The sequence below is a fragment of the Microbispora sp. CL1-1 genome (assembly GCF_012034195.1).
In the GTDB taxonomy this organism is placed as follows: Bacteria; Actinomycetota; Actinomycetes; order Streptosporangiales; family Streptosporangiaceae; genus Microbispora.
Genome location: NZ_JAATEK010000016.1, coordinates 1 through 24,075 on the forward strand (window position 1 = coordinate 1; position 24,075 = coordinate 24,075).

Consider the following 24,075-nt stretch of genomic DNA (forward strand, 5'->3'; position numbering starts at 1 on the left):
GGCGGCGTGGAAGGGGAGTTCTACCTGCCGCGTGAGGCCGGTGCCCGGTTGATGGCGTTGTTGCAGGCGTATGCCAAGCTGAGGGCGCAGGGGGATGACCGCCCGCTGACGGTACGTCAGGCGGACGCGCTGATCGCCGTGCTGGAGCAGAAGATCGTCACCGAGCTCCTCGTCGTGGTCAGCGCCGATTCCCTCCCCACCGACCCCGAAACCACCGACCCCACCGACGACAACCCACACCCCGCCGACGACACCAGCGACCCGGCCACCCAAGACACCGACCCGGCCACCCAAGACACCGCCGACCCTGCCGCCGACGACGACGTCAGCGACCACTTCGCAGACCTCGGCGACAGCGCCCCCAGCGACTACGCCCCCGACACCACCGGAACCACTGACGAGCCGAGCCAGGCCGACGACACCACCGACCACGTCGAAAACGCGCGGGATGCCGGGGGCTTCGGGGAAGGCCGGGAGGACACGGGCGATCCGACGCCCGGCGAGGCCGACGACCTCGACATCCCGGAGGAGTTCGACACTGCCGAGACCGAGGCGGATGCCGGTGCCGGGAGCGCCGACACCACTGCCGCCCCTGCGCCCGCCGACGCCGACGACGCCGTTTCCGGCGCGATGGCCGACCCCGATGCTTCGGGTGGCACCGATACCCCTGACGGCCCGGACGGGCTCGACATCGCCGAGGCTGCCCCTGCCACCGGCCCTGCCGCTGGCTCTGGCGACGCCGCGATCGGACTTCGCGATGAGGAGCCTTGTGGCTGGGGAGCCGGTGAGCGCGGGGCCGGTGAGCGGCGGCCCGGCGAGTGCGAGCCGCGCGACACCACCGCAAGCACCGCCTCTGCTGAGGGCGACCACACCGCGAATGCCGGCTCCGCCGAGGACGACGACACCGTGAGTACCAGCTCTGCCGGGAGCGACGAGACCGCGCCCGCCAAGGGCGATGGGTGGGATCGCGGTGCGGCCCGGTCTGGAGCAACCCATGTCCGGCGGGGTGTGTCAGCATGGCCTGCTCATGGTGGCGGGCATTGGCACACAGCCCCTTCGCACGCTGCCCCTTCGGACACAGTCTCTTCGGACATAGCGTCTTCGGGTGCGACGGCTTCGGTCGCGACGGCTTCGGATGCGCCGCCATCGCAGGCGGCGCACTCGCAGGCAGCGCCTACGGAGGTGGCGCCTTCGGAGGCGGCGTGGCCGGACCCTCCGCCCGAGGACGCCTCCGCACGTCACACCCACGCCGGGCCTGGGCCTGCGGGGGACTGCCGGCATGGCCACAGCACGTGCCGGTGCGACGGCCAGGGCGCGTGCCGGTGCTGCGGCGAGGCGCGGTGCTCGCGTGCGACGCAGGCGTCGGGGACATCGGGACCGTCGGGAGCGACGCCCGGCGGGCCCGGACCGGAGCGGGAGACACCACCCGGATGGGCATCGGAAACGGCACCGGGAGCCGGGCGAGCGACACCGGAGACGGCGCAGGAGGCATCGCAAGGAGCCGCACAGGGGGCATCGCGGGGGGCGGCGCAAGGTGGGTCACCGGGATCTCCGGGTGCGTCGGCGGGCGCGATGCCCGGGGCGTTCTTGGGTGCGTCGTTGGGAGCGTCGGCAGGCACGCTGCTGGGGGCGTCGTTGGGGATGGCACCGGGGACAGCGCCGGGGTTGTTGCTGGCGACCGGGCAGGTGCTGCCCGTCTCCAGCGTGCATCGGCTCGCCCGGACCTCGACTCTGGTGCGGATCGTCATGAACGCCGAGGGACAGGTGCTGGACATGGGGCGCAAGGTCCGTCTGGCGACTCCTGCCCAGCGGCGGGCCATCTTCGCCCGGTATGCCACGTGCTGGGTCGACGGCTGCCCGCTCCCGGCGACCATGTGCCAGATCGACCACGCCGACAACTGGAGCACCGGCGGGCTCACGGACCTGAAGCTGCTGGGCCCGGCGTGCCAGTTCCACAACCGCGACCGCTACCAGCACCCCGAGCGCTACACCCGCCGCAAAGTCGGCGAAGACCGCTGGGCCTTCACCTACCACCGCCTCGGACAAGCCCGACGACTACACGAGTAAGGCGGGAGGCAGGCGGTGGAGGACCCACAGGCCGGCCCAGGCGACGCACGGACCGGCCCCGGAGGCTGCGGGCGTGAGGCGTGAGGCGTGAGGCGGGAGCGTGGGCGATGCGCAGGGCAGGCCCAGGCTGACGCGCGGACAGACCCGGCGACTACGCGAGCGAGGGGAGCGCCAAGACAGCCGGAAGCCCTCGACCGCGTCGGCACTCGGCCCAGCAGACCCCGCGCCGGCAGACACGCGCGAGCAGGCCCGCGCTGGCAGAGCCGCGCCGGCAGACCCCGCGCCGGCAGACCCGCGCTGGCAGAGCCGCGCCGTACGGCGTGGTGTGGCGCATCTCACCGCGGGCGGCCCGCGACCGTGAGGACCTGCGGAAGCAGGGAACGGCGACAGCCGGGATGATCCCCTTTACAGGCCATTTGGCCGTGTCTTACTTGTTATCTACTAAGCTTCCCGTGTGTCTCGCCGGTGAGCGGTCCTCAACCCGAGGACGACCGGCGACCGCCGAATCCCGGAAGTCATCGATCCCGGGAACCGGGGACCCACGTCTCTTGGGGTGAATCCGGACCATCCGGTAGGGCTACTCCTGGCCCGAACCCGTCAGCTAACCCGGTAGGCGGCCAAGGAGAGGAGAGCGTGGAGTGTCGGCTCCACCTGCCCACCCGGTCCGCGTCGTGTCGCCGGACCACCTGCCCGCCCTGGAACGTCTCCAGGCTTCCGGGGTGATGGCGCGCCCGTGACGGGCTGCCACATCTCCCGTTTCTGATTCCGCCCCGCCGTGGCGTGTCCCCGGACGGTCATGCCGTCATGCCGCACGCCCGCGGGCCGGTTCGTCATGTCTCGAAGCGCGCCATGAGGAGCCCCCGATTTCCACCGATCCGATAGCTCGACAGCTGCTCGACGCCGTACGCCCCGAGCTGGGCTACCGCGAACGAGCCGGGAAACACACCAAGTTCGGCGAGTGGTACGCCGAAAACGTCGCCAAGGACCCCGACTTCAAGGCCGCCCCGTGGTGCGACATGTTCGTCTCCTGGGCGGCCGACCGGGCCGGGGTGCAGGACCATGTCGGCGAGTTCGCGCTGACCACGCGGCACGCCAAGTGGTTCGAGAAGCACCACGCCTGGAGCGACAAGCCCGAGCCGGGCGCCGTGGTCTTCTTCGCCTGGTCAGGGTCCAAGAAGATCCGCGACATCGACCACGTCGGCATCGTCGAGAAGGTCGTCGGCCGGAAGGTCCACACGATCGAGGGCAACGTCGACGGCGTGTGGCTGAAGCGCAAGGTCCGCGACACGAGCACGATCGTCGGGTACGGCCTGCCGCGCAAGGTCAAGGTGACGCCGAAGACGCCGGTGACGATCCAGCCCATGGCGGCCGTGAACGCGAGCGTCCAGAGCGCCGCTGCGCCCGCCACCAGGAACATGGCGGCCACGCAGGGGAAGCCGCTCGACATCGTGTGGTCGCCGGGCGACGCCGTCCTGTCGGCCGGTCTGCTGTTCGCGGTGGTCTCCACCGCCGTGACCGGGATACGGGTCAAGACCGCGGCGGCGTCGTCCGACGGACGGCACCGCAAGCGCGGGTGACCTCCCCCTTCCGGATCTCCCGCCGCTCATAGGGACTCCAGCCCGGGCCTTGGGACCTCCGGCCCGGCCCTGGCGATCTCCGGCCCGATCAGGGGAACCTCCGGCCGGTCCGAAACGGCCAGGGCTTCGAACGCCATACTCGACGGCGCCACGCTCGTCGGCGACGTGTTCGACGGCGCCGTGCTCGCCGCTTCCGCCGTGGCGACTGCCACGGCGAGCACGGCGCCGGTCCGGGCCGTCACGGTGCCCTGACCCGGCATGCTGACCCGGCAGGTCAACCAGGCAGGCCGCTCAGCATGCTCTTCATCTCCTTGATCTCGGCCGACTGGCTGGAGATGATCGACTCCGCCAGCCTACGCGCCGGCTCGTAGCTTCCGCCGCTCAGCTCGTCGCGCGCCATGGTGACGGCGCCTTCGTGGTGCCGGATCATCATCGTGAGGAAGGCCCGGTCGAAGTCCCGTCCGGACAGCCCTTCGAGACGCCGCATGTCCTCGGGGGACATCATCCCGGGCATGGCGTGATGCGTCGGCGCCGGGCTCTCCCCGGGCACCTGTTCGCCCCAGGTCGTGAGCCAGCCGCTCATCGTCCGGATCTCGGGAGCCTGCGTGGCCTCGATCCGCCGGGCGAGCCGCGCGACCCGGGCGTCCGCCGCCCGGTCTTCGGCCAGTCGCCCCATCTCCACCGCCTGCTGATGATGGGGGATCATCATCCGGGCGAACATGACGTCCTGGTCGTTGTGGTCGGCCGTCGTTGTCGGCGGCGTTGTCGGCGGCGTTGTCGGCGTCGGCGTCGGCGTCGGCGTCGGGTCGCTGGGCGCGGTGGGCACACCGGGTGAGGAAGGCGTCGCGGCCGAGGCGGCGGTGCCGTACGCGCCGCCCGTGCCGGCCAGCAGACCGGCTGTCAGCAGGGCGACCGGCAGGACACGTCCGTTCATCGGCCAACACCTCCGTACGTCCCGGCGGCTGGTCGAGGACCGGCGCCGCCCCGCCCGCGGTGCCGGCGGCGGCGCCACCCCCGGTGCGCCGTCGCCGCACGAACCGTGTGGCGAACCTGGTCCTCCTGTCGTACCCGTGGAACGTTCCCGTCAGCCGTTGAACGTGATCCTGAACCGGTAGTTGTCGCCGTAGGTCGAGCCGCGGATGGTGAACGCCGCGCTCCCCGAGCTCACCCGGCCCGAGACCGTGGCCCCGGCGTTGACGGCGTAGAGGAAACGAGACGTGCCGAGATCGCGGCAGGGGACGATGGTCTTCTCGCCGTAGAAATGGTTGAACGTGGCCCCTTCGGCGCGGTGGCTGTCGACCAGCTTGCCGGACCAGGAGGTGCCCGATCGGCTGGTGACCCAGTAGCCCAGCAGGAGTTTCGGGTCGCGTACGTTACCGCCGAGATCGCGGGCCGACGCGGTGACAACGTGGGCGGAGCCGAACTGGAAGGATCCGAGCGCTCCGATGTCGCCCACATAGAACTCCCAGTAGAAGGGGTTGCGTTCGACCCTGCCCGCGGCGGACTTGCGTGGACCGGTGACGAATTTCGCGGCCGCCTTGTATCGGCTGGTGCCGACGAACCGGTGCTCGCCCCAGAGGGGACCTCCGCAGTAGTCGTAGACGTCGACCACCACGGTGGCGGTGCCACGATAGATCCGCAGGGCGGACTGTGCGCCGGCCGCCGGGCCGGACGGGACCACCGCCCCGAGGACCGCGGTCACCGAGACCGCTGCCGCCGCTAATCGGAATTTCCGTGTCTTCATGAGAAATCCCCTCCTTGTCGTGCCGTCGATCCGGAACTCCTCCACGGGCCGGCGGGAACCTCACCGTAAAAGACCGCCGTGGTCTTACCAATGACGTGTGCATACACGGTTGGTAACGCCTTGTGTCGATCCGAAAGTGGCGGCGACATAAATGACGGAGGAGAGTAATGACGGACTGATTCCGGGGCGCGACATACATATCGACCACCGGTCTGTTGCCCTATTCACCCCCATTTGTGGAGCGTTGCGCTCCTGTCCCTGATCATCGGGCGAGGTTGACATGCAGCCGTACGGCTGCCTATCGTTCATGCAGCCAAAGGGCTGCATGTCCGGGATGGGGAAGATGGACGAAGTGTTCAAGGCGCTGGCCGACGCCAGCCGCCGCAGGTTGCTGGACAGCCTGAACGCCCGCAACGGCCAGACGCTGCGCGAACTGTGCGCGGGGCTGGACATGGCGCGGCAGTCGGTCAGCAAGCACCTGGCGGTGCTGGAGGCGGCGAACCTCGTGACCACGGTGTGGCGTGGCCGGGAGAAGCTGCACTACCTCAACGCCGTGCCCATCAACGCCATCGCGGACCGCTGGATGAGCAGGTTCGACCGCGAGCGGGCCCGTGCTCTCGCCGATCTCAAGAACGCATTGGAGCAGGAGCCGATGAGCAACCCCGAGTTCGTCTACACCACCTACATCAAGACCACGCCCGAGCGGCTGTGGCAGGCACTCACCGACCCCGGCTTCACTCGGCGCTACTGGGGACTGTCCTTCGACACCGACTGGCAGACGGGGGCGCCGATGACCTGGCACCAGGGCGGTGTGGCGATCACCGATCCCGAGCAGGTGGTCGTCGAGTCCGACCCCGGCCGCAGGCTCTCCTACACCTGGCACTCCCTCACCCCCGAGTGGGCCGAGGCGGTCGGCCTGGGGGAGGACGTGCTCGCCAAGCTGAAGGGGGAGCGCAGGTCGCGGGTGACGTTCGAGATCGAGCAGATGGGGGAGACGGTCAAGCTGACGGTCGTCCACGACGGCTTCGAACCCGGCAGCACCCTGCGCGAGATGGTCGCCGGGGGCTGGCCCCAGGTGCTGTCCGCGCTCAAGACCCTGCTGGAGACGGGTGAGCCCCTGCCGGCCGTGAGCGTGTGACGCGTGGGCCGCGCCCCGGGCCCCGGCCTATCGGGGAGCGGGGCCCGGGGCGCGGCAGGTTCAGCACTGGCCGTCGGCGAGCACCCAGTAGTCCGGGCCGGTCTGGCGCAGCGCGTGCGTGGTGAAGGTGTTCCACAGGCCCATCGCGTCGTTCGACCCCTTGGCATAGGTGTAGCCGCCCGACTGGTACGCCCGCCCGGCGGTGGTGTGGGCGTAGTTGCTGGCCCGTACGCACGTGCCCGGCGGCGTGGCACTCGGCGAAGGGCTCGGCGAAGGACTCGGCGAAGGGCTGGGCGAAGGACCGGCGCTGGGGGACGGGCTGGGCGTGGCGCTCGGCGAGGGGCTGGGCTGCGCGCCGCCGTCAAGGCCGAAGAAACGGGCGTCGTGGTAGGCCGAGCAGATCGTGTCGAGGAAGTACGCCGCGGTGGCCCCGCACTGGTCGGCCGCGCCGCCCGGATCGACCGGCAGGCCGTGGCCCATGCCGCTGATCTCGTAGAGGCGCACGTCGTCGTCGCCGTACACCTTGAGGGTCGTGCCACCGGTGAGCGACCTGGTGGAGGCCGGAGTCTGGGAGACGCCCCGCACGTTCGTCCACTGGTCGCGCAGCTGGGCGCCGTTGGCGGGCACGACCGTGTAGTCGGACTGGCCCTGCCAGACGGCCACTCGCGGGTACGGCCCGGAGTAGCCCGGATAGGCGTTCCGCACCAGGTCACCCCACTGCTGCGGGGTCCTGCTCGTCGGGCCGTACTGGCAGCCGGACGCCTCGAGCAGGCTGCTCGCGCAGCGGTAGGCCAGGCCGGCCCCGATCGATCCGGCGGCGAAGACGTCCGGGTACGTCGCCAGCATGACGGCGGACATCGCCCCGCCCGCCGACAGCCCGGACACGTAGACCCGCGCGGGGTCGGTCCCGTAGTTGGCGACCGCGTACGCCACCATGGCGCGGATGGACGCGGCCTCGCCCTGCCCTCTCGTGGTGTCGCCGGTCTGGAACCAGTTGAAGCAGCTCGACGAGTTGTTGGAGCTGGAGGTCTGCGGCAGCACCAGGGCGAAGCCCCACTGGTCGGCGTACTTGCGCCACCCCGAGTCGGCGAAGTAGCCGCTCGCGTTCTGCGTGCAGCCGTGCAGCAGGACGACGAGCGGACGGCCTGCGGGCAGGTTGTCAGGGCGGTAGGCGTACATCGCCAGGTTGCCGGGGTTGGATCCGAAGGAGCCGACCTGCGTCAGCGAGGCGGCCCGCGCGGGCGGGGGGATCAGGGCCGTGCCGAGCAGGCCGGCGAGGACGAGCAGGAGGGTCGTGAGGGCGAGGGCCGCTCGCGGCGGCCGTACGGGGAAGGACGTGACCATGGGGGCTCCTTGACCTGGCGCACCGATCCTTTCCGCGCACGGTAGGTCGCCGGTGATCCTCCCGACATGGCGGCCGGACACACTTCTCATGGTCCTGTCATGGCGTTGTTAGCGCGCCGCTCGTGCGGACAGAGGTCCGCATGGCGGTCATGCAACGGCCTGTCAACCACCGGCTGGGCGTGTTACGGCGGTGTGACGCTGGTCATCTCTGACCACGCAGAGCGCCGACAGGCGGACAGTCGGCCGTGGGCAGGGTCTAAGGTTGACTCGGCGAGTTCGAGCGGAAGAGGCGTTCATGGCACGAGGCGACACCGGACCTGACTTCATCGAGGCGCTCGCGCGCGGCCTCGATGTCATCAGGGCGTTCCAGCCGGGCCGTCCGGTGATGTCCCTGACCGAGGTGGCGGCGGCGACCGGTCTGGCCCGGCCCACCGCGCGGCGCATCCTGCTCACGCTGCAGGAGCTGGGGTACGCCCGCTCGGCGCAGGGCGGTTTCGCCCTCACCCCGCGGGTGATCGAACTCGGCGTCTCCTACATCCGCTCCATGGGCCTGTGGGAGGTGGCCCGGCCGCACCTGGAACGGCTCGTCGCCCAGACGAACGAGTCGTCGTCGATCGCCCAGCTCGACGGGTCCGACATCGTGTACGTCGCCCGCGTGGCCGTGCCGAAGATCGTCGCGCTGTCGGTGCAGATCGGGACGCGGTTCCCCGCGATGCAGACGTCCCTGGGCAAGGTGCTGCTGGCGGCGCTGCCGCCGGACGAGCTGGAGCGGGTGCTGGCGGAGCCGAGCAGGTCGGGCATCGAGCCGCGCTGGCGGCCCGGTCCGCAGGAGCGCGACGCCGTGCTGCGCGAGGTGCGGGCGAAGGGCTGGGCGCTGACCGACGAGCAGCTCGCGCTCGGGATCCGCTCGGTGGCCGCGCCGCTGCGCGACGGCTCCGGCAACGTCATCGCGGCCGTGAACGTCAACAGCCACGCCGCCGAGACCTCCCTGGAGAAGCTGACCGAGGAGCACCTGCCGCTGCTGCTGAAGACCGCGGGCGCGATCAGCGCCGACTGGGCACTCTACGAGTCCGTGCCCCAGGTCACCGCCTCCTAGGGAACCGCAGTTCACGGCATGGCCGCCGCTTCGCGGTGGCCCGCTGGCCCGGGCTTGCGGGCGTAGACGTACATGACCGGCAGGTCGAAGGCGTCCGGCTCGTTCAGCAGCTCGGCGACCCGAGCGAGGTAGCGCGCCTCGAAGGCGGCCGTCTCCTCCGGGGAGAGCGACGCGACTTCCGAGTAGCGGTGGCGTCCGCCTTCGCATAGCTCACGTTGGCCAGTGGAGTACGTCCTCCACCGGCATCTCTAGGACGCCGGGGCGGGGATGAGGACGATCCGGCCTGAGGCGGTGCCGCTCGCCTGGCGCTCCCAGGCGGCGCCGGCGTCGTCCAGCGGGATCGTCTCGTAGGCGACGGACAGCCGTCCCAGCGCCGCCTGCTCGGCGACGAAGACGATCGAGGCGGCCCGCTGCTCGGGGGTCAGCTCGTTGTTGGTGTATCCCAGCAGCCGCAGCGACCTGCTGCGCAGCGTGGAAGAGTCGATCGGGCAGGTCTCGCCGGCCGAGGAGCCCAGGTGGACCCACCGGCCTCCCTGACGCAGCGTGCGGGCCGCGGCGGCCGCCGCCGGGCCGAAGAGCGGGTCGAGCACCAGGTCGGCGGGCCCGTCGCAGGCCTCGGCGAGGCGCGCGGCCAGCGTGGCGACGTCGTCGGTGTCGAGCGCCACCACGGCGTCCGCGCCCGCCTGCCGGGCGCGTTCGCGGGCGGCGGGGGAGCGGGCCCCGGCGATCACCCTGCGGGCCCCGGCGATGCGCGCGATCCGTACGGCGGCCTGCCCGACGACGCCGCCCGCGCCGAGCACCACCACCTGCTCGCCGGGGGTGAGCTCGCCCCGCCACGTCAGCGCCATGTGCGCGGCGACGGCCGAGAGCCCGAGCGCGGCCACCGCGACCGGATCGGCCTGCGGGGGCAGTTCGACGAGGTCTTTCGCGGCCACCGCCGCGAACTGCGCCATGCTCCCGTCGCCCGGGGCCATGCCGGCCGAGGTCGCGAACCACACCGGCCGCCCGCCGGCGACGCCGGCCCCCTGCACCCCCGGCACGTACGGCGTGCGCGGCCTGCCGAAGTAGGACGTGCCGCTCGCGCAGAGCAGGTCGAGCGGCGTGACCGGCGCGGCGCCGACCTCGACCAGGGTCTCGCCGGGCCTGGCCACGGGCACGGGCAGGTCGGCCACCACCGGCGGCCTGCCGGGCTCCACGATCTGTGCCGCCCGCATGTTCCACCTCTCCCTTTCACACATGGCACGTAACACCGGCGAGAGCCGCCGGGCCCGCCCCGCACGGCGTGCCCGGCGTCCCGCCGCCCGGCCCGCCTCGGCGGCGGGCAGGTCCGATCAGGTCGCGATGTCGGGGTACGGCAGCGTCATGTGGGCCAGCCGCCGGGCGTACTCGGTCTGGAAGCCCAGCGGCTCGTGGTCGCGCTCGAACATCGCGATGAACAGCGTGAGCGTGAGGAACGGGTGCGCGCCCAGCTCGAACAGCTTCGGGTAGTCGTGGCCGGCCAGGGCCTCGCGCTCGACGTCCTCGAAGCGCAGCCAGGTCGACGCCTCCCCGCTGTGGCAGTTCAGCAGCCGGTTGGCGTGCTCGGCCTCCCACCACTCCACGGTGCCCCGGGGGTCCTCGCGGTAGCGCTCGACCAGGTCCGGATCGCGGTCGACGGTGAACAGGAACTTGTTCAGCAGATACTTGCTCACGCCACGCCTCCGTTGGGGTACCAGGTGAAGTAGGCCTCCATCGTGTGGAACAGGTCGTAGGTGTCGACGTAGTCGGCCTTGGCGCCCTCGCCGGCCACGCCCATCATCAGCATGAAGTCCATGAAGCCGTGGGTCGCGTTGCCGGGCAGGTGGAGGCTGTCGAGGGTGACCTCCGACAGGCAGCCCTCGATGTCGCCCGAGGAGATCCACTCGACCGCCCTGCGGTCGAACTCGGGGTCGGGCCCGTGCGGCCCGAACTGGCGCGGCCCGCCGAGCTCCAGCGACAGGTGCCCGGTGCCGATCACCGCCACCCGCTTGTCGGCCGGCCACGACTCCACCAGCTCGCGGATCGTACGGCCGAGCTGCACGAACCGCTTCGGCTGCGGCAGCGGCGGGGCGAAGATGTTGGTGTAGACCGGCACGATCGGCAGGTCGTTCTGCGGCCGCAGCGTGATGATCGGGCACGTGATCGAGTGGTCGATCCGCAGCTCGTTGGAGAAAGCCAGATCGAAGCCCGCGTCGAGGCCCTCCCGCAGGATGTACGCCGACAGGTCCTCCTGGCCGGTGAAGAACATCCGGGGCAGGCCGAACTCGCGCTCCTCGTTGTACCAGTTGGCGTCGTAGAAGGGCGCCTTGCCGACGAGGAACTGCGGCATGTTGTCGAGCCAGAGCTGGTGGAAGTGGTCGGAGCCGACCATGACCAGCACGTCGGGCCGCGCCTTCGTCAGCGTCTCGCGGAACGCCTCGACCTTGCGCACCCACTCGTCGGCGAACGGCGGGCGGTCCTCGCCGGTGGCCGTGCTGGCGCGGTAGTAGAACGGATGATGGGTGGACGCGATCACCGCGACCAGTTGGGCCATGCGAACCTCCAGTGGCGTCAGGGGGTGTAGGGCTCCGGCTCGACGGACCGGTTGTTGAGGTCCACCGACAGGAAGATCTCGTTCGCCACCGGACGGCGCAGCTCCTCGGCGAGCTGCCCGATCAGGCCCGCCGTACGGGCGAGCAGGGCGAAGCCGCGCAGCAGTTCGAGCGGCAGGCCGAGGTCGGCGAGCGCCGCGCCGCACACGCCCGCGCCGTTGAGCGGCAGCGTCCTGCCGAGCACCTCGGGATGCACGCGGCCGATCGCGGCGAACAGCGACAGATGCGGCCCGAACAGGTTCTCCTCGGCGGCGATCTCCATCAGCCGCGGTGTGCGGGGGTCGCCCTCCTTGTGCACGTGGTGGCCGAGGCCGGGGATGAACCGCCGCGCCTGCCGCTGGGCCCGTACGGTCTCCAGGGCCAGCGCGTCCCAGCCTGCGTCGTCGGACGGCAGCGGCCCGTCGTGCGCATCCAGCACGTCGTGCAGGAACCGGCCGCAGTCTTCGGTCACGCCGAGGAAGCGCGACCCGCCGCCGAGCAGCCCGGCCGCGAGCGCGCCCTGGATCGAGTCGGGCGCGGACAGGTACGTCAGGCGTGTCACGATCGCGGTCGGGGTGAACCCGTGGTCGGCCAGCGCGGCGAGCACGGCCTCGAACACGCGGGTCTCGCCCGGCGTGGGGCGCCGCTGGGTGGCGAGCCAGAACGCCAGCTCGCCGAACCCGACCTTGCCCATGACGTCCTCGGCGAGGTCGCGGCCGAGCAGGGTGATCGACTTCAGCGAGGACGCGCCCAGCGCTGTCGGATACTGCGCCGTGGGGTACGACGGCCGCTCGATCGTTTCCGGCTCGTCAGACATCGTCGTCCTCCTCAGTCAGCCATTTACGCAGTTGGTCCCCATGCTCGTCCAGCTCAGGAGGCGGCAGCCGATAGGAGGCGGGGGTAGCGGAGAACCGGATCGGGTGGCGGGTCGTCGGGACCGCCCGGTCGCCCTCGCCCACCTCCACGATCGGGTCGAGCCCGAAGCGCTCGGCCATGGCGAACCCGCCGTCGATGGTGTTGATCGGCCCGCACGGCACCCCGGCCGCCACCAGCAGCTCGAACCATTCCAGGGCGCCGCGCGTGGCGAGCCGTTCGACCAGGATGGGCCGCAGCTCCTCGCGGCGCGCGGTGCGGTCGGCCATGCGCGCGAAGCGGGGGTCATCGGCGACCTCCGGGATGCCGAGCACCTCGCACAGCCTGCGGAACTGGCCGTCGTTGCCGGCCGCCACGATGAGGTCGTTGTCGGCGGTGGGCAGCGGCTCGTAGGGGAACACGCTCGGGTGGGCGTTGCCCATGCGGTAGGGGACGACGCCCCCGGCGACGTACGCGGAGCTGTGGTTGACCAGGCCGGTCAGCGCCGAGGACAGCAGGTTGACCTCGACGTGCTGGCCCTGCCCGGTTCTGTCGCGGTGGCGCAGGGCGGCGAGGACGCCGATCGCGGCGTGGTTGCCCGCCATGACGTCGAAGACGGAGATCCCCGCGCGGTACGGCGGCCCGCCGGGGTCGCCGGTGAGGCTCATCAGCCCCGACATCGCCTGCACCATGAGGTCGTAGCCGGGCACGTCGCGGCCCGCTCCGGAGCCGAACCCGCTGATCGAGGCGTACACCACGCCCGGGTTGGCCGCGCTGACGGAGGCGTAGTCGAGGCCGTACTTGGCGAGCCCGCCCGGCTTGAAGTTCTCCACCAGCACGTCGGCGCGGCGGGCCAGCTCCCGGGCCACCTTCGCGTCGCCGGGGTCCCGCAGGTCGAGCGCGATCGACCGCTTGCCCCGGTTCACCCCCAGGTAGTACGTCGACACGTCGCCGCGCACCGGCGGCATCCAGGTGCGGGTGTCGTCCCCCTTGGGTCCCTCGACCTTGACGACCTCGGCGCCCATGTCGGCCAGCAGCATCGTGGCGTACGGCCCGGCCAGGACTCGCGAGAAGTCGGCCACCAGCACGCCGGACAGCGGCCCGCCTCCCCGCTCGGGCGCGGTGTCGTCTGTCATCCGGCTCCCCCTTCTTGCTGTCACAGCAGTGTCCGCTCAACGGACATCGGTCCGTGAGGCCGATTCTGGCATAGGCGGTCCGGTCGTCAAATGCGTCCACCGGTTTGCCGTCGTATGACGATACGGAAACCGATGGTTGACAGTAGGGGCGGTGCTCGCGAAAGTAACAGCGGAAGCAGCGCTGACCGTATAGCGGACAAGTGTTCGTCACTGTTGAGCGCGCTCGGCCAGTGGAAGGTGAGGAGTTCGACGATGAACGAGCCGACCGATTTCGGACCGGACCGGCCGGTGCTGCTGCGCGGCGGCACGGTGCTGCCGATGGACGACGCGCACAGCGTGCTGCCCGGCACCGACGTACTCGTCGTCGGCGACCGGATCGCCGAGGTGGGGCCCGGCCTGCCCGCGCCGGACGGCGCCGTGGTCGTCGACGCCACCGGCGGCATCGTCATGCCCGGCATGATCGACACTCACCGGCACATGTGGCAGACGGCCATGCGCGGTTACGGCGCCGACTGGACGCTGACGCAGTATTTCGTCTGGTACTACCTGGAGTACGGCAAGCTGTGGCGGCCCGAGGACGTCCACGCCGGCAACCTGCTGGCCGCGATCGAGGCGATCGACGCCGGCGTCACCACGGTCGTGGACTGGTCGCACGGGCTGCGGACCGTGGACCACGCCGACGCGGCCGTCGACGCGCTGCAGGCGGTGCCCGGCCGGTTCGTGCTCGCCTACGGCAACATCCAGGCCCCGCCCGCCGAGTGGACCGGCGCGCCGGAGTTCCGCGACTTCATCGGCCGCCGCATCACCGGCGACGACATGCTGGGCTTCCAGATCGCCTTCGACGTCACCGGCGACCCCGCCTTCCCCGAGAAGCCGGCCTTCGAGGTGGCCCGCGACCTCGGCGTACCGGTCACGACCCACGCGGGCGTGTGGGGCGCGACCAGCGACGACGGCATCCGCCTCATGTACGAGAACGGCTTCATGACGCCCGAGACGGTCTACGTCCACGCCGCCTCGCTGTCGGCCGACTCCTACCACCGCATCGCCGCCACCGGCGGTTCGATCTCGGTCTCCACCGAGAGCGAGCAGAGCGCGGGCCAGGGCTACCCGCCCACCTGGGCCATCCGCGCCCACGACATCCCGGTGTCGCTGTCGATGGACACCAGCGTCTGGTGGAGCGGCGACCTGTTCTCGGCGATGCGCACCACACTCGGCGCCGACCGTTCCCGCGAGCACATGGAGGCGCACACCAAGGGTGAGACGGTCACCCACTGCAGCCTGCGCGCCGACCAGGTGGTCGACTGGGCGACACGCGGCGGCGCCCGCGCCATCGGCCGCGGCGACGACCTCGGCAGCATCGAGGCGGGCCGGAAGGCCGACATCGTGCTCATCAAGAACGACGCGTCGCCCGTGTCGTTCCCGCTGCTCAACCCGTACGGACACGTCGCGTTCCAGGCGCAGCGCGGCGACGTGCACACGGTCCTCGTGAACGGCCGCGTGGTGAAGCACGAGCACCGCCTGGTCGGCGTCGACCTCGCCGCGGCGCGGCGCGAGGTGGAGCGGACCGTCGAGTATCTGCGCTCGACGATGGGCGAGGAGGCATGGCAGAAGGGGATGAACCCCGACATCCCCGAGACGAAGATCCTCGACAACCCCTACACGTACACCGACTACCACAGCTCCTCGACGCGCAGCCGCTGATCTCTCGTCCACTTTTGAGCAGAATCGGCGACCGCCCGCCGCCTACCGTGACGCCAGCCCAGGCGTTCCGAGGAGGCTGCGATGACGACGATGTACGAACATGTCGGCGGCGAGGCGGCGCTGCGCAAGTTCGCCGAGCACTTCCATGAATCCGTGCTGCGCGATCCGCTGCTCAAGAAACTGTTCGAGTACGGGTCCGCTCACCACGCCGAGAACCTGACCGCGTTCTTCGTCGAGATGATGGGCGGCCCGAGCCGTTTCAGTGACGAGCTCGGCGGGTTCGAGGCGATCTTCCGGGCCCACCAGGGCCTGAAGATCACCGACGAGCAGCGCGACCGGTTCGTGGAGCTGATGCTGCGGGCGGCGGACGAGGCGGGGTTGCCGGGCGACGCCCGGTTCCGGCAGGCGTTCACCAGGCAGGTGACCCGGGCGGCCGGTTTCTCCACGAAGGTGTCGCACGACGCGCCGGACGCCTATCAGGCCCCGTTCCCCCCGATGGGCCGGTGGGACTGGTGACGGTATGAGCGAGCGTGGCGAGCGAGCCGTCAGGCACAGCGCCCGGCGAGGTGCCGAATCGCGCGCCTCCGGCACTATCGGACTCCGAGCCGGAGGCGAGGGAGTGGCATGAGCCGCTCGGTGCTGGTGACGGGCGGCAACCGCGGCATCGGCCTGGCCATCGCACGGGCGTTCGCGAAGGAGGGCGACCGGGTGGCGGTCACCCATCGAGGCGGCGGCGCGCCGGACGGGTTGTTCGGCGTGCGCTGCGATGTGACCGACGCTGCCGCGGTCGACCGCGCGTTCACCGAGGTGGAGCAGCGGCACGGCCCGGTGGAGGTCCTCGTCGCCAACGCCGGTGTCACCGCCGACATGCTGCTGATGCGGATGGACGAGGCCGCCTTCACCGGCGTCCTCGACACCAACCTCACCGGCGCGTTCCGTGTGGCACGGCGCGCCGTGGGGCCGATGCTGCGCATGCGGCGCGGCCGGATGATCTTCATTTCGTCCGTGAGCGGCCTGTCCGGCGCGGCCGGGCAGGCCAACTACGCGGCGGCCAAGGCCGGGATGGTCGGGCTGGCGCGGTCGCTCGCCCGCGAGCTCGGCTCCCGGGGGATCACCGTCAACGTGGTGGCCCCGGGATACGTCCGCACCGACATGACCGACTCGCTGACGGAGCAGCGGCGGGCCGAGGTGCTCGGGCAGATCGCGCTGCGCCGTACGGCCGTGCCCGAGGAGGTGGCCGGGGTCGTCGTGTTCCTCGCAGGGGAGGCGGCGTCCTACATCACGGGCGCCGTCGTCCCGGTGGACGGCGGCCTCGGCATGGGCCACTGAGCTGAGCCGTCCGCCCCGGCCCGCGGCACCAGCGCGGCCCGCGCCGCCAGGGCCGGCCTGCTCAATCCTGAGCAGCGCACCTATGGGCCCCCGCCTAGCTTTTCGGTACGAACGGGTGGCGGCGGCCCGGCGACGGATGGCACGCCGGCTCTCTGCCGGGTCATCCGCGGACGCCCGCGCCGCGGCGATCGCCGGCGGGCCCCTTCCGCGCGCCCCCCGCCCGGCCCGATCCACCCTCCGACGCCGACACACGACTGGGAGAGCGATGGGACCGACACGGGATATGGTCGCGGAACCGGTGGACGCGCCGGTGGACGCGCCGGTGGACGCGCCGGTGGACGAGGTCTTGGCGGCGCTGCGGCGGATGCTGGCCGCCGCGCTGCCCACCGGCACCGGCAGGGCGGCGGGCACCGGCAGTGGCCCGGTTCCCCTCGAGGCACCCGCGGACGACATCCCGCTCGCGGTGTACGGGCTGGACTCCATGACGGCGGCCCGTCTCGTGCTGGAGATCAAGGAGGAGCTGGGCGCCGACGTGCCGCTGGAGTGGCTGCGCGACGCGCGGGGCCTGCGCGACCTCGCCGGACGGATCGCCGGGGCGCTGCCCGAGGGCAGCCTGTCGGCGGACGGCCTGCACGAGGACGATCTGCACGAGGACGATCTGCACGAGGACGATCCGCATGGAAACCAACCGCGCGGGGCCGAACTCCGCGGGCAGCCGTCCCTCGCCACGTTCCGCGAGGGGGCCGCACCTGAGGACCGGTATGCGCCGTTCCCGCTGACGCCCATGCAGCAGGCGTACGTCACGGGGTCGCATCCCGACCTCGGGCCAGACCCGGTGGGCTGCCACCTCTACCGCGAGTTCGAGATCGCCGGGCTCGACCCCGACCGGTTGAAGGAGGCGTGGGGACGGGTCGTCGACCACCACGACATGCTGCGGGCCGTGCTGATCGAGGACGGACGACAGCGGGTGATGCCGGAGGCGGGCCCCTGGACGATGCCGGTCCACGAGGTGGCCGACGCCGATCTCGACGACCGAGTGGCCGAGGTCAGGGGGCGTCTGACGCGGCTGCGGCACGAACCGGGCGACTGGCCGCTGTTCGCCGTCGAGGTGACCCGGGCGTGCGACGGCCGGGCCGTCGTCCATCTCGACGTGGACGCGGTGGTGACCGACGGCCGCGGTCTCGACGTGCTGCTGTCCGACTGGTGGCGCGCCTACGTCCGGCCCGGGGACCCGCTGCCCGAACCGCCGGGGGCCGGGCCGAGTGTGCGCGAGTGCGTCGAACGCCTGCGTGCGCACGCCGATACTCCGGCCTACCATGCCGACGTCGACCACTGGCGGCGACGGCTCGCCGACCTGCCCCCGGGCCCTGCCCTGCCCCGTGCCGTCCCGGCCGCTGCGAGTACGGCGCCGGCGGCGGAGGCCGGGGTGCCCGTCCCGGTGCCGTCGGGGGAGCCGCGGCGGCCCCTGGAGGGCGGGCTGGCGGAGGCCGAGTGGCGGACGCTGCGCGAGCGGGCCGCCGCCTGGAACGTGTCGCCGACCGCGCTCGTCCTCACCGTGTTCGCCGAGACCCTGGCATGGGCGGGCGCGCACACGCCGTTCTCACTCGTGCTGACCACCACCGACCGGGTGCGGCTGCCCGCCGCGGCCGACCGGCTGGTGGGCCCGTTCACCTCCAGCCTGGTCTTCCCGGTGCCGGCCCTGGACAGCATGGACCTGGGCGAGGCGGCGCGCGAGGTCCACCGGCTGCTGTGGTCGGATCTCGACCACGCGGCGGTCGGAGGCGTGGAGGTGCTGCGCCGCCTGTGGCGCGGAGCCCCGCCACCCCTGCCCGTCGTGTTCACCAGCATGCTCGGCGCGCGGCCCGAGCCGCCGGGGTTCGGCCGCGACGTCCGCTACGCCGTCACCCGTACGTCCGGTGTCGGGCTCGACCACCAGATGTGGGAACAGGACGGCGAGCTGCGCTTTCGCTGGGACGTGGCGGACGGCCTCAATCCCGGCGTCGAGGCGGTGTTCGCCAGGTTCGCGAACACGCTGCACGCGCTGGCGGCCGAGGACCCCTGCGGCGACCGCGTCCTGCCGCTCAACGACCTGCAGCAGGCCTACTATGTGGCACGGCGGTCCGGAGGGGAGGGCTGCCAGGTCTACCACGCCTTTGAGGTGGCCGATCTCGACGTGGACCGCCTGGAACGGGCGTGGCTGCGCCTGACCGAGGCGTACGAGCCCCTGCGCGCGTCCGTGACCGTTGACGGGCGGCTGCTCGTGCGGTCGAGGGCGCCCCGCCGGTGGCACGTCCCCGTGTCCGGCCTCGACGCCGAGTCGGTCCGTGCGGCGCTGTCCGTGCGGCCGTTCCCGCTCGGGCGGGGGCCGCACGCCGAGATCCAGGTGACGCGCGGCGCCTCCGGCCCGGGGGACGCGGGCACGTTCCCGGCGGGCGGGTCCCCGGCCCCACGTGGGACCACCGGATCCGAGGGGGCGGCCACCGTCCACGTCGCGGTCGACCTGGCCGTGGCCGACGCCCGCAGCATCCATCTTCTGCTGCGCGAGCTGTGGCGGCTGTACGCCGACCCGGCGGCCGTTCCCGCGCCCGCCGCCGACCCCCGCGACCACCGCCCGGCCTCCTCGCCCGAGCAGGTCGCGTACTGGCGTGAACGGCTGGCCGAGCTGCCGCCGGGCCCCGCGCTGCCCTCGCCCGCGGCGGGGGAGGAACGCGGCCGGCGGCGTACGCGGCTGGAGGCGACGCTGCCGGGACGCCGGCGGCTGCAGGAGATCGCCGAGGGCGCCGGGGTGTCGGCCGACGCCGTGATCCTGGCTGCTTTCGGCGAGGCGCTGGCCGCCCGGCTGCCCGGCACGTTCGCGCTCACGGTCGTACGGTGGCCCGGGTGGGCCGAGCCGTGCCGGCCGGGAGAGCACACGGCGCTGAGCTGGATCCCGTACGCCCCGGGGGAGGCACCGCTGCTGGAGCGGGCCCGCGACCACCAGCGTCTCCTCGCGGCCGACGCGGCGGCCGACGGCGCGAGCGGACTGGCCGAGCTGCGCCGGGTCGCCGCCCGGCGCGGCGGTCTGGCCCACCCGGTCGTCTACACGGGTGTGTTCGACCTCGACGGACACCCGCTGCCGCCGGGCGTCGCCGCCGGGGAATGGCGGACGTGCACGCCGGACGTCTCGCTCGACTGCGTGGCCGTCGGCGAGGGCGACCGGCTGCAGATCTGCTGGGACATCGACCCCGGCGGCCTGCCCGAGCGGACGGCCGAGGCGGCGTTCGCCGACTTCCGGGAGCGGCTGGCGGGCCTCGTCGACGAGCGGGAGCGGCCCGGCGGCATGTCCGCCGCCGAACGGCACAAGATCCTCTACGAGTGGAACGACACGGCCCGCGAGTTCCCCGCCGACGGGCCGGTCCACCTGCTGTTCGAACGGCAGGCAAGGAAGCGGCCCGACGCCGTGGCGCTGCGCTGGCGTGGCGGCACGATGACGTACGCCGAGCTCAACCGGCGCGCCAACCGCATTGCCTGGCACCTGCGCGACCGCGGTGTGGGCCCGGAGACCGTGGTCGGCATCTCGATGCGGCGCGGGCCCGACATGGTGGCCGCCGTCTTCGGGGTGCTGAAGGCGGGCGGCGTCTATCTGCCGGTCGAGCCATACCTGCCGAGGGATCGGGCGGCCGTGATGCTCGGCGACGCAGGCGCGGCGCTGGTGCTGTCCACCTCGCAGACCCGGTGTCACGACGCGGGCGTCGAGGTGCTCCCCGTCGACCTCGACCCGGTGCGCGACGACCCGCGCGGCGAGGAGAACCCGCCGCCGGTCACCACCCCGGACAGCACGGCGTACGTCATCTTCACCTCCGGCAGCACGGGTCGGCCGAAGGGCGTCGCCGTGGCCCACCGGCCGGTGCTCAACCTGCTCAACTGGGCCTACCGTGAGTTCGGCTTCGGCCATTCGGACGTCGGGCTGTGCGTGACCTCGCTCGGCTTCGACCTGTCGGTGTTCGACATCCTGGGGCTGCTCGGGCGGGGCGCCGGGCTGTACGTCGCGGACGAGACCGAGCAGCGCGACCCTGCCGAGCTGGCCGACGTGCTGCTGCGGGAGCCGATCACCTTCTGGAACTCGGCGCCGACCACGCTCACCCAGCTCGCCCCGCTGCTCCCCGCGTACGCGGGCCGGCCGGGCACCGGTGACCTGCGGCTGGTGTTCCTGAGCGGCGACTACACCCCCTTGTCCCTGCCCGGGGAGGTCCGGGCGGTGTTCCCCCGGGCGCGCATCGTCAGCCTGGGCGGAGCCACCGAGGCGACCGTGTGGTCCAACTACTTCCCTGTCGAGGACATCGACCCCGCCTGGCGCAGCATCCCGTACGGCAGGCCCATCGACAACAGCCGCTACTACATCCTCGACGAGCACCTCGAACCGTGCCCGGTCGGCGTGGAGGGCGACCTCTATATCGCGGGCGAGTGCCTGAGCCTGGGCTACTACAACCAGCCGGAGCTGACGGCCCAGCGGTTCGTGCCCGACCCGTTCGCGTCCCGGCCGGGCGAGCCGATGTACCGGACCGGTGACCGGGCCTCCTTCTTCCCCGACGGGAACATCTGCTTCCTCGGCCGTGCCGACAACCAGGTCAAGGTCCGGGGGTTCCGGGTCGAGCTGGGCGAGATCGAGCACCGGCTGCGGCAGCACGCGGGGGTCAAGGAGGTCGTGGTGCTGGCCCGGCCCGATCACACGGGCGATCGCAAGCTCGTGGCGTACGTGCAGCCGTCGGGTCCGACCCCGCCGGAGGTCAGGGACCTGCGCGCGTTCGCGGCCGAGACGCTGCCCGAATACATGGTGCCCAACTTCGTCGGGTTCGTGAGCACTTTCCCGGCCACCGCGAACGGCAAGCTCGACCGGGACGCCCTGCCGTGGCCGCTGACCGACGCGCCCGGCCCGGCGCGGGAGTCCGACACCGAGCCGGAGGAACCGGGGAAGACGCCGAGCGAGGCACTGCAGGAGCCGCCGCGGGAGGCACCCCGCGGGCCGGGCGTCGAAGAACTGCGCGACGAGATCGCCGCGCTGTTCGCCGAACGGCTGGGCGTGCCCGCCGTACGACCCGACGACGACCTGTGGGACCAGGGCGCCACGTCGTTCACCATCGTGCAGGTCTCCGGCGAACTGCAGAAGCGGTATCGGCAGCGGGTGCCGGTGGCGACACTCCTGTCGGAGCCCACGGTCGCCGCCATCGCCCGGCACGTCGCGGCCCGGCTCGCGGGCGGAGGGGAGTCCCCCGCGGACGGTGGGCGGGAGACGGATGCGCCCTCGCGAGCCCGCGCCGCCGAGCCGGCCCCTGCCGCGCCGAACGGGTCCACGACCGCGGGCCCGCCGCCGGGCCTTCCGGCCGCGGACGGTGCCGCGAGGTCCGGCGTCCCGCATTCCGAGCCCGCCACGAACGGCGCCGCGCGGCCCGCGACCGGGCTGGACGACGGCGGCGCGGGCGGTGCGCCTGCCGCGGGAAGCGTCGACTTCTTCTCCCCGGAGGAGCGGGCCGCGTTCAAGGCCGGCCGATGGGGTGAGCGGCCCCGGCTGGCGGGGGAGCGCATCGTCCCGCTCGACGCGGCCGAGTTCGCGCCCGAGCACTACGACTGGCGCGGCAGCCACCGTGAGTTCGCCGAGGCGGCGCTGCCGTACGACGACTTCTGCCGTTTCCTCAGCCTGCTGCGCACGTCGGCGCCGGGCGAGCGGGGCCGGCGGCTCTACCCTTCGGCGGGGGACACCTACTCCGTCCAGGTGTATCTGCACGTGCGGCGCGTGGAGGGCGTGGCCGGCGGGCTGTACTACTACCGGCCGGGAGAGCACGCGCTGCAACTGGTCGGGCCGGCGGACGGGATCGGCCGCTCCGCGCACTTCTATTACAACCGGCCCGTCTACGATCGGGCCTGCTTCGAGCTGTACCTGGTCGGGCAGCTCGACGGCATCGCGCCCCTGTACGGCGACGACGCCCCGCGCTATCTGGCCCTGGAGGCCGGATACATGGGCCAGCTCCTGATGATGGGCCAGGCCGCGTGCGGTGTCGGGCTCTGCCCCGTCGGGGCGGTGGCCTTCGAGCCGGTCTGCGAACGGCTGGGCCTGGGCGACGGGCACCGGTTCCTGCAGTCGTTCCTCGGCGGCGTGCCCGCCCGGCCCGTGCCCGCGGTCACCGCCTCCGGGGAGCGGCCGGTGTTCGGCGCCGCCCGCCGCGACCGGCTCGCCGCACCCCTCGTCCCCGCCTCGGACGGGCGGCGCGCGGCGGAGATCGCCGTGGTGGGGGTCGCCGGGCGTTTTCCGGGCGCGGCCGGTCTGGCGGAGTTCTGGCACGGCCTCGTCGAGGGGCGGCAGGCGTTCGGCCCCATGCCGGCCGGCCGGGCCGCCGGCGCCACGGGCCTGACCGGCGGCTTCCTGCCCGACGCCGGCGACTTCGACAGCCTGTTCTTCCACATCTCGCCGGCCGAGGCCCGCACACTCGACCCGCAGTTGCGGATGATGCTGCGGGTCATGTGGGAGTGCCTGGAGAACGCCGGGCACACTCCCGCCTCGCTGCGCCGGGCGGCGCCGCGCATCGGCGTGTTCACCGGCGTGATGTGGCACGACCATCGGCAGGCGGGCGCGGACGCGTGGCGGCGGGGCGAGCCGGCCGCCGTCACCGCCATGGCCTCCGACATCCCCAACCGGGTGTCGCACTTCTTCGACTTCCGCGGGCCGAGCGTCGCCGTCGACACCTCATGCTCGTCGTCGCTGACCGCCCTGCACCTGGCCGTGGAGAGCCTGCGCAGGGACGAGTGCGACGCCGCTCTGGTGGGCGGGGTCAACCTGGTCTGCCACCCCTATCACGCGGAGGTGCTGTCGGCCCTGGGGCTCGTGTCGCCCGGCGGCTCCGCGGGAGCGTTCGACGCCGCCTCCTCGGGGTGGGTGCTCGGAGAGGGGGCGGGAGCCGTCCTGCTGCGCCCGGCAGCGGTGGCGGCGCGGGACCGCGACACGGCTCACGGTGTCGTCGAGGCCACCTGGATCGGCCACTCCGGCCGGAGCGTGCGCTTCGGCGCGCCCAACAGCCCGGCGCTCGCCGACTCGATCCGGCAGGTGCTGCGCCGCGCCGGCCGTACGCCGGAGGAGATCGGGTACGTCGAGTGCGCCGCCGCCGGGGCGAGCGTCGCGGACGCCGCCGAGATCGAGGCACTCGCGGAGGTCTTCGTGGGGACGGCCGCGGGTGACGGGCGCGGCGTGCCGGTGGGCACGGTCAAGCCCAACATCGGCCACCTGGAGTCGGCCGCCGGGATGTCGCAGCTCGCGAAGGTGCTGCTGCAGTTCGCGCACCGGGAGATCGCGCCCACCCTGGCCGGGCGGACCGGCGGGCTGGTGTCCTGGGACGCGCTGCCGCTGCGCCTGGCGGACCGGCGTGAGCCGTGGCCCCCGCGCCGCCCGGGCGAGCCGCTGCGCGCCCTGGTCAACGCGCTCGGCGCCAGCGGGTCCTACGCTCACGTCGTGCTGCGCTCCGCCGGATGACGGAC

15 protein-coding genes, 1 pseudogene and 1 riboswitch are annotated in these 24,075 nt (G+C 72.5%); of the genes and pseudogenes, 8 read left to right on the forward strand and 8 right to left on the reverse strand.

All coding sequences use genetic code 11. The annotated features are described in order from the left end of the window. Together HCK04_RS19795 and HCK04_RS19800 are read left to right on the forward strand one after the other, a co-directional pair. A pseudogene (locus HCK04_RS19795) lies at positions 1-2,067 on the forward strand (DUF222 domain-containing protein); the annotation flags it as partial. Positions 2,068-2,556: 489 nt separating this feature from the next. Then, a riboswitch (cyclic di-AMP (ydaO/yuaA leader) is annotated at positions 2,557-2,699 on the forward strand. 282 nt (positions 2,700-2,981) lie between these two features. Beyond that, positions 2,982-3,644, forward strand: coding sequence for a CHAP domain-containing protein (locus tag HCK04_RS19800; RefSeq protein WP_260617346.1), 663 nt, complete (start codon positions 2,982-2,984; stop codon positions 3,642-3,644). A gap of 274 nt (positions 3,645-3,918) precedes the next feature. Here HCK04_RS19800 and HCK04_RS19805 read toward each other — a convergent pair whose 3' ends face one another. Together HCK04_RS19805 and HCK04_RS19810 are read right to left on the reverse strand one after the other, a co-directional pair. Next, positions 3,919-4,578 carry a DUF305 domain-containing protein gene (locus HCK04_RS19805; protein WP_142648865.1) on the reverse strand — a complete coding sequence of 220 codons (660 nt, stop codon included), beginning with the start codon at positions 4,576-4,578 and terminating at the stop codon, positions 3,919-3,921. Positions 4,579-4,728: 150 nt separating this feature from the next. Continuing rightward, the gene (locus HCK04_RS19810) at positions 4,729-5,388 is read right to left on the reverse strand and encodes a hypothetical protein (RefSeq protein ID WP_142648866.1); all 660 of its coding nucleotides are present in this window, start codon (positions 5,386-5,388) and stop codon (positions 4,729-4,731) included. 343 nt (positions 5,389-5,731) lie between these two features. Between HCK04_RS19810 and HCK04_RS19815 the strand changes: the two genes are divergently transcribed. Further along, a complete protein-coding gene (locus HCK04_RS19815) occupies positions 5,732-6,526 on the forward strand; it encodes an SRPBCC domain-containing protein (RefSeq protein ID WP_142648867.1) in 795 nt (264 codons plus the stop codon). Between the two features lie 60 nt (positions 6,527-6,586). Here the strand turns inward: HCK04_RS19815 and HCK04_RS19820 are convergent, their stop codons facing one another. Next, positions 6,587-7,870: a PHB depolymerase family esterase gene (locus HCK04_RS19820; RefSeq protein ID WP_142648868.1), complete on the reverse strand. Its 1,284-nt coding sequence runs from the start codon at positions 7,868-7,870 to the stop codon at positions 6,587-6,589. A 295-nt stretch (positions 7,871-8,165) separates the two neighbouring features. On the opposite strand from HCK04_RS19820, the gene HCK04_RS19825 reads away from it, so the two are divergent. Then, a complete protein-coding gene (locus HCK04_RS19825) occupies positions 8,166-8,966 on the forward strand; it encodes an IclR family transcriptional regulator C-terminal domain-containing protein (RefSeq protein WP_142648869.1) in 801 nt (266 codons plus the stop codon). 248 nt (positions 8,967-9,214) lie between these two features. On the opposite strand, the gene HCK04_RS19830 is transcribed toward HCK04_RS19825, so the two are convergent. The 5 genes from HCK04_RS19830 to HCK04_RS19850 all read right to left on the reverse strand — a co-directional run bounded on the left by HCK04_RS19830 (position 9,215) and on the right by HCK04_RS19850 (position 13,542). After that, the gene (locus tag HCK04_RS19830) at positions 9,215-10,180 is read right to left on the reverse strand and encodes a zinc-binding dehydrogenase (RefSeq protein ID WP_142648870.1); all 966 of its coding nucleotides are present in this window, start codon (positions 10,178-10,180) and stop codon (positions 9,215-9,217) included. A 117-nt stretch (positions 10,181-10,297) separates the two neighbouring features. Next, the gene (locus HCK04_RS19835; RefSeq protein ID WP_142648871.1) at positions 10,298-10,657 is read right to left on the reverse strand and encodes a hypothetical protein; all 360 of its coding nucleotides are present in this window, start codon (positions 10,655-10,657) and stop codon (positions 10,298-10,300) included. After that, positions 10,654-11,517, reverse strand: a complete 864-nt coding sequence (locus HCK04_RS19840; protein ID WP_142648872.1) for an extradiol ring-cleavage dioxygenase — start codon at positions 11,515-11,517, stop codon at positions 10,654-10,656. The genes HCK04_RS19835 and HCK04_RS19840 overlap by 4 nt, the downstream gene beginning before the upstream one ends. 17 nt (positions 11,518-11,534) lie before the next feature. After that, positions 11,535-12,371 carry a citryl-CoA lyase gene (locus tag HCK04_RS19845; RefSeq protein ID WP_142648873.1) on the reverse strand — a complete coding sequence of 279 codons (837 nt, stop codon included), beginning with the start codon at positions 12,369-12,371 and terminating at the stop codon, positions 11,535-11,537. After that, positions 12,364-13,542 carry a CoA transferase gene (locus tag HCK04_RS19850; RefSeq protein WP_142648874.1) on the reverse strand — a complete coding sequence of 393 codons (1,179 nt, stop codon included), beginning with the start codon at positions 13,540-13,542 and terminating at the stop codon, positions 12,364-12,366. The genes HCK04_RS19845 and HCK04_RS19850 overlap by 8 nt, the downstream gene beginning before the upstream one ends. A gap of 252 nt (positions 13,543-13,794) precedes the next feature. Between HCK04_RS19850 and HCK04_RS19855 the strand changes: the two genes are divergently transcribed. From HCK04_RS19855 to HCK04_RS19870, 4 genes are all read left to right on the forward strand, one after another. Then, complete coding sequence (locus tag HCK04_RS19855) at positions 13,795-15,243, forward strand: amidohydrolase family protein (RefSeq protein ID WP_142648875.1); 1,449 nt, start codon at positions 13,795-13,797, stop codon at positions 15,241-15,243. An 81-nt stretch (positions 15,244-15,324) separates the two neighbouring features. Continuing rightward, positions 15,325-15,759 (forward strand): group II truncated hemoglobin, encoded by a 435-nt coding sequence (locus tag HCK04_RS19860; protein ID WP_142648876.1) that lies wholly within the window; start codon positions 15,325-15,327, stop codon positions 15,757-15,759. Between the two features lie 108 nt (positions 15,760-15,867). Further along, complete coding sequence (gene fabG / locus HCK04_RS19865) at positions 15,868-16,572, forward strand: 3-oxoacyl-ACP reductase FabG (RefSeq protein WP_142648877.1); 705 nt, start codon at positions 15,868-15,870, stop codon at positions 16,570-16,572. Between the two features lie 265 nt (positions 16,573-16,837). Further along, positions 16,838-24,070: a non-ribosomal peptide synthetase gene (locus HCK04_RS19870; RefSeq protein ID WP_168066081.1), complete on the forward strand. Its 7,233-nt coding sequence runs from the start codon at positions 16,838-16,840 to the stop codon at positions 24,068-24,070. The last annotated feature ends 5 nt before the right edge of the window (positions 24,071-24,075 follow it).

Bases quoted from the DNA above. Each gene is read 5' to 3' on its own strand.
- HCK04_RS19805 (WP_142648865.1), bottom strand. From the start codon at position 4,578: ATGAACGGACGTGTCCTGCCGGTCGCCCTGCTGACAGCCGGTCTGCTG.
- HCK04_RS19810 (WP_142648866.1), bottom strand. From the start codon at position 5,388: ATGAAGACACGGAAATTCCGATTAGCGGCGGCAGCGGTCTCGGTGACC.
- HCK04_RS19815 (WP_142648867.1), top strand. From the start codon at position 5,732: ATGGACGAAGTGTTCAAGGCGCTGGCCGACGCCAGCCGCCGCAGGTTG.
- HCK04_RS19820 (WP_142648868.1), bottom strand. From the start codon at position 7,870: ATGGTCACGTCCTTCCCCGTACGGCCGCCGCGAGCGGCCCTCGCCCTC.
- HCK04_RS19825 (WP_142648869.1), top strand. From the start codon at position 8,166: ATGGCACGAGGCGACACCGGACCTGACTTCATCGAGGCGCTCGCGCGC.
- HCK04_RS19830 (WP_142648870.1), bottom strand. From the start codon at position 10,180: ATGCGGGCGGCACAGATCGTGGAGCCCGGCAGGCCGCCGGTGGTGGCC.
- HCK04_RS19840 (WP_142648872.1), bottom strand. From the start codon at position 11,517: ATGGCCCAACTGGTCGCGGTGATCGCGTCCACCCATCATCCGTTCTAC.
- HCK04_RS19845 (WP_142648873.1), bottom strand. From the start codon at position 12,371: ATGTCTGACGAGCCGGAAACGATCGAGCGGCCGTCGTACCCCACGGCG.
- HCK04_RS19850 (WP_142648874.1), bottom strand. From the start codon at position 13,542: ATGACAGACGACACCGCGCCCGAGCGGGGAGGCGGGCCGCTGTCCGGC.
- HCK04_RS19855 (WP_142648875.1), top strand. From the start codon at position 13,795: ATGAACGAGCCGACCGATTTCGGACCGGACCGGCCGGTGCTGCTGCGC.
- HCK04_RS19860 (WP_142648876.1), top strand. From the start codon at position 15,325: ATGACGACGATGTACGAACATGTCGGCGGCGAGGCGGCGCTGCGCAAG.
- fabG (WP_142648877.1), top strand. From the start codon at position 15,868: ATGAGCCGCTCGGTGCTGGTGACGGGCGGCAACCGCGGCATCGGCCTG.
- HCK04_RS19870 (WP_168066081.1), top strand. From the start codon at position 16,838: ATGGGACCGACACGGGATATGGTCGCGGAACCGGTGGACGCGCCGGTG.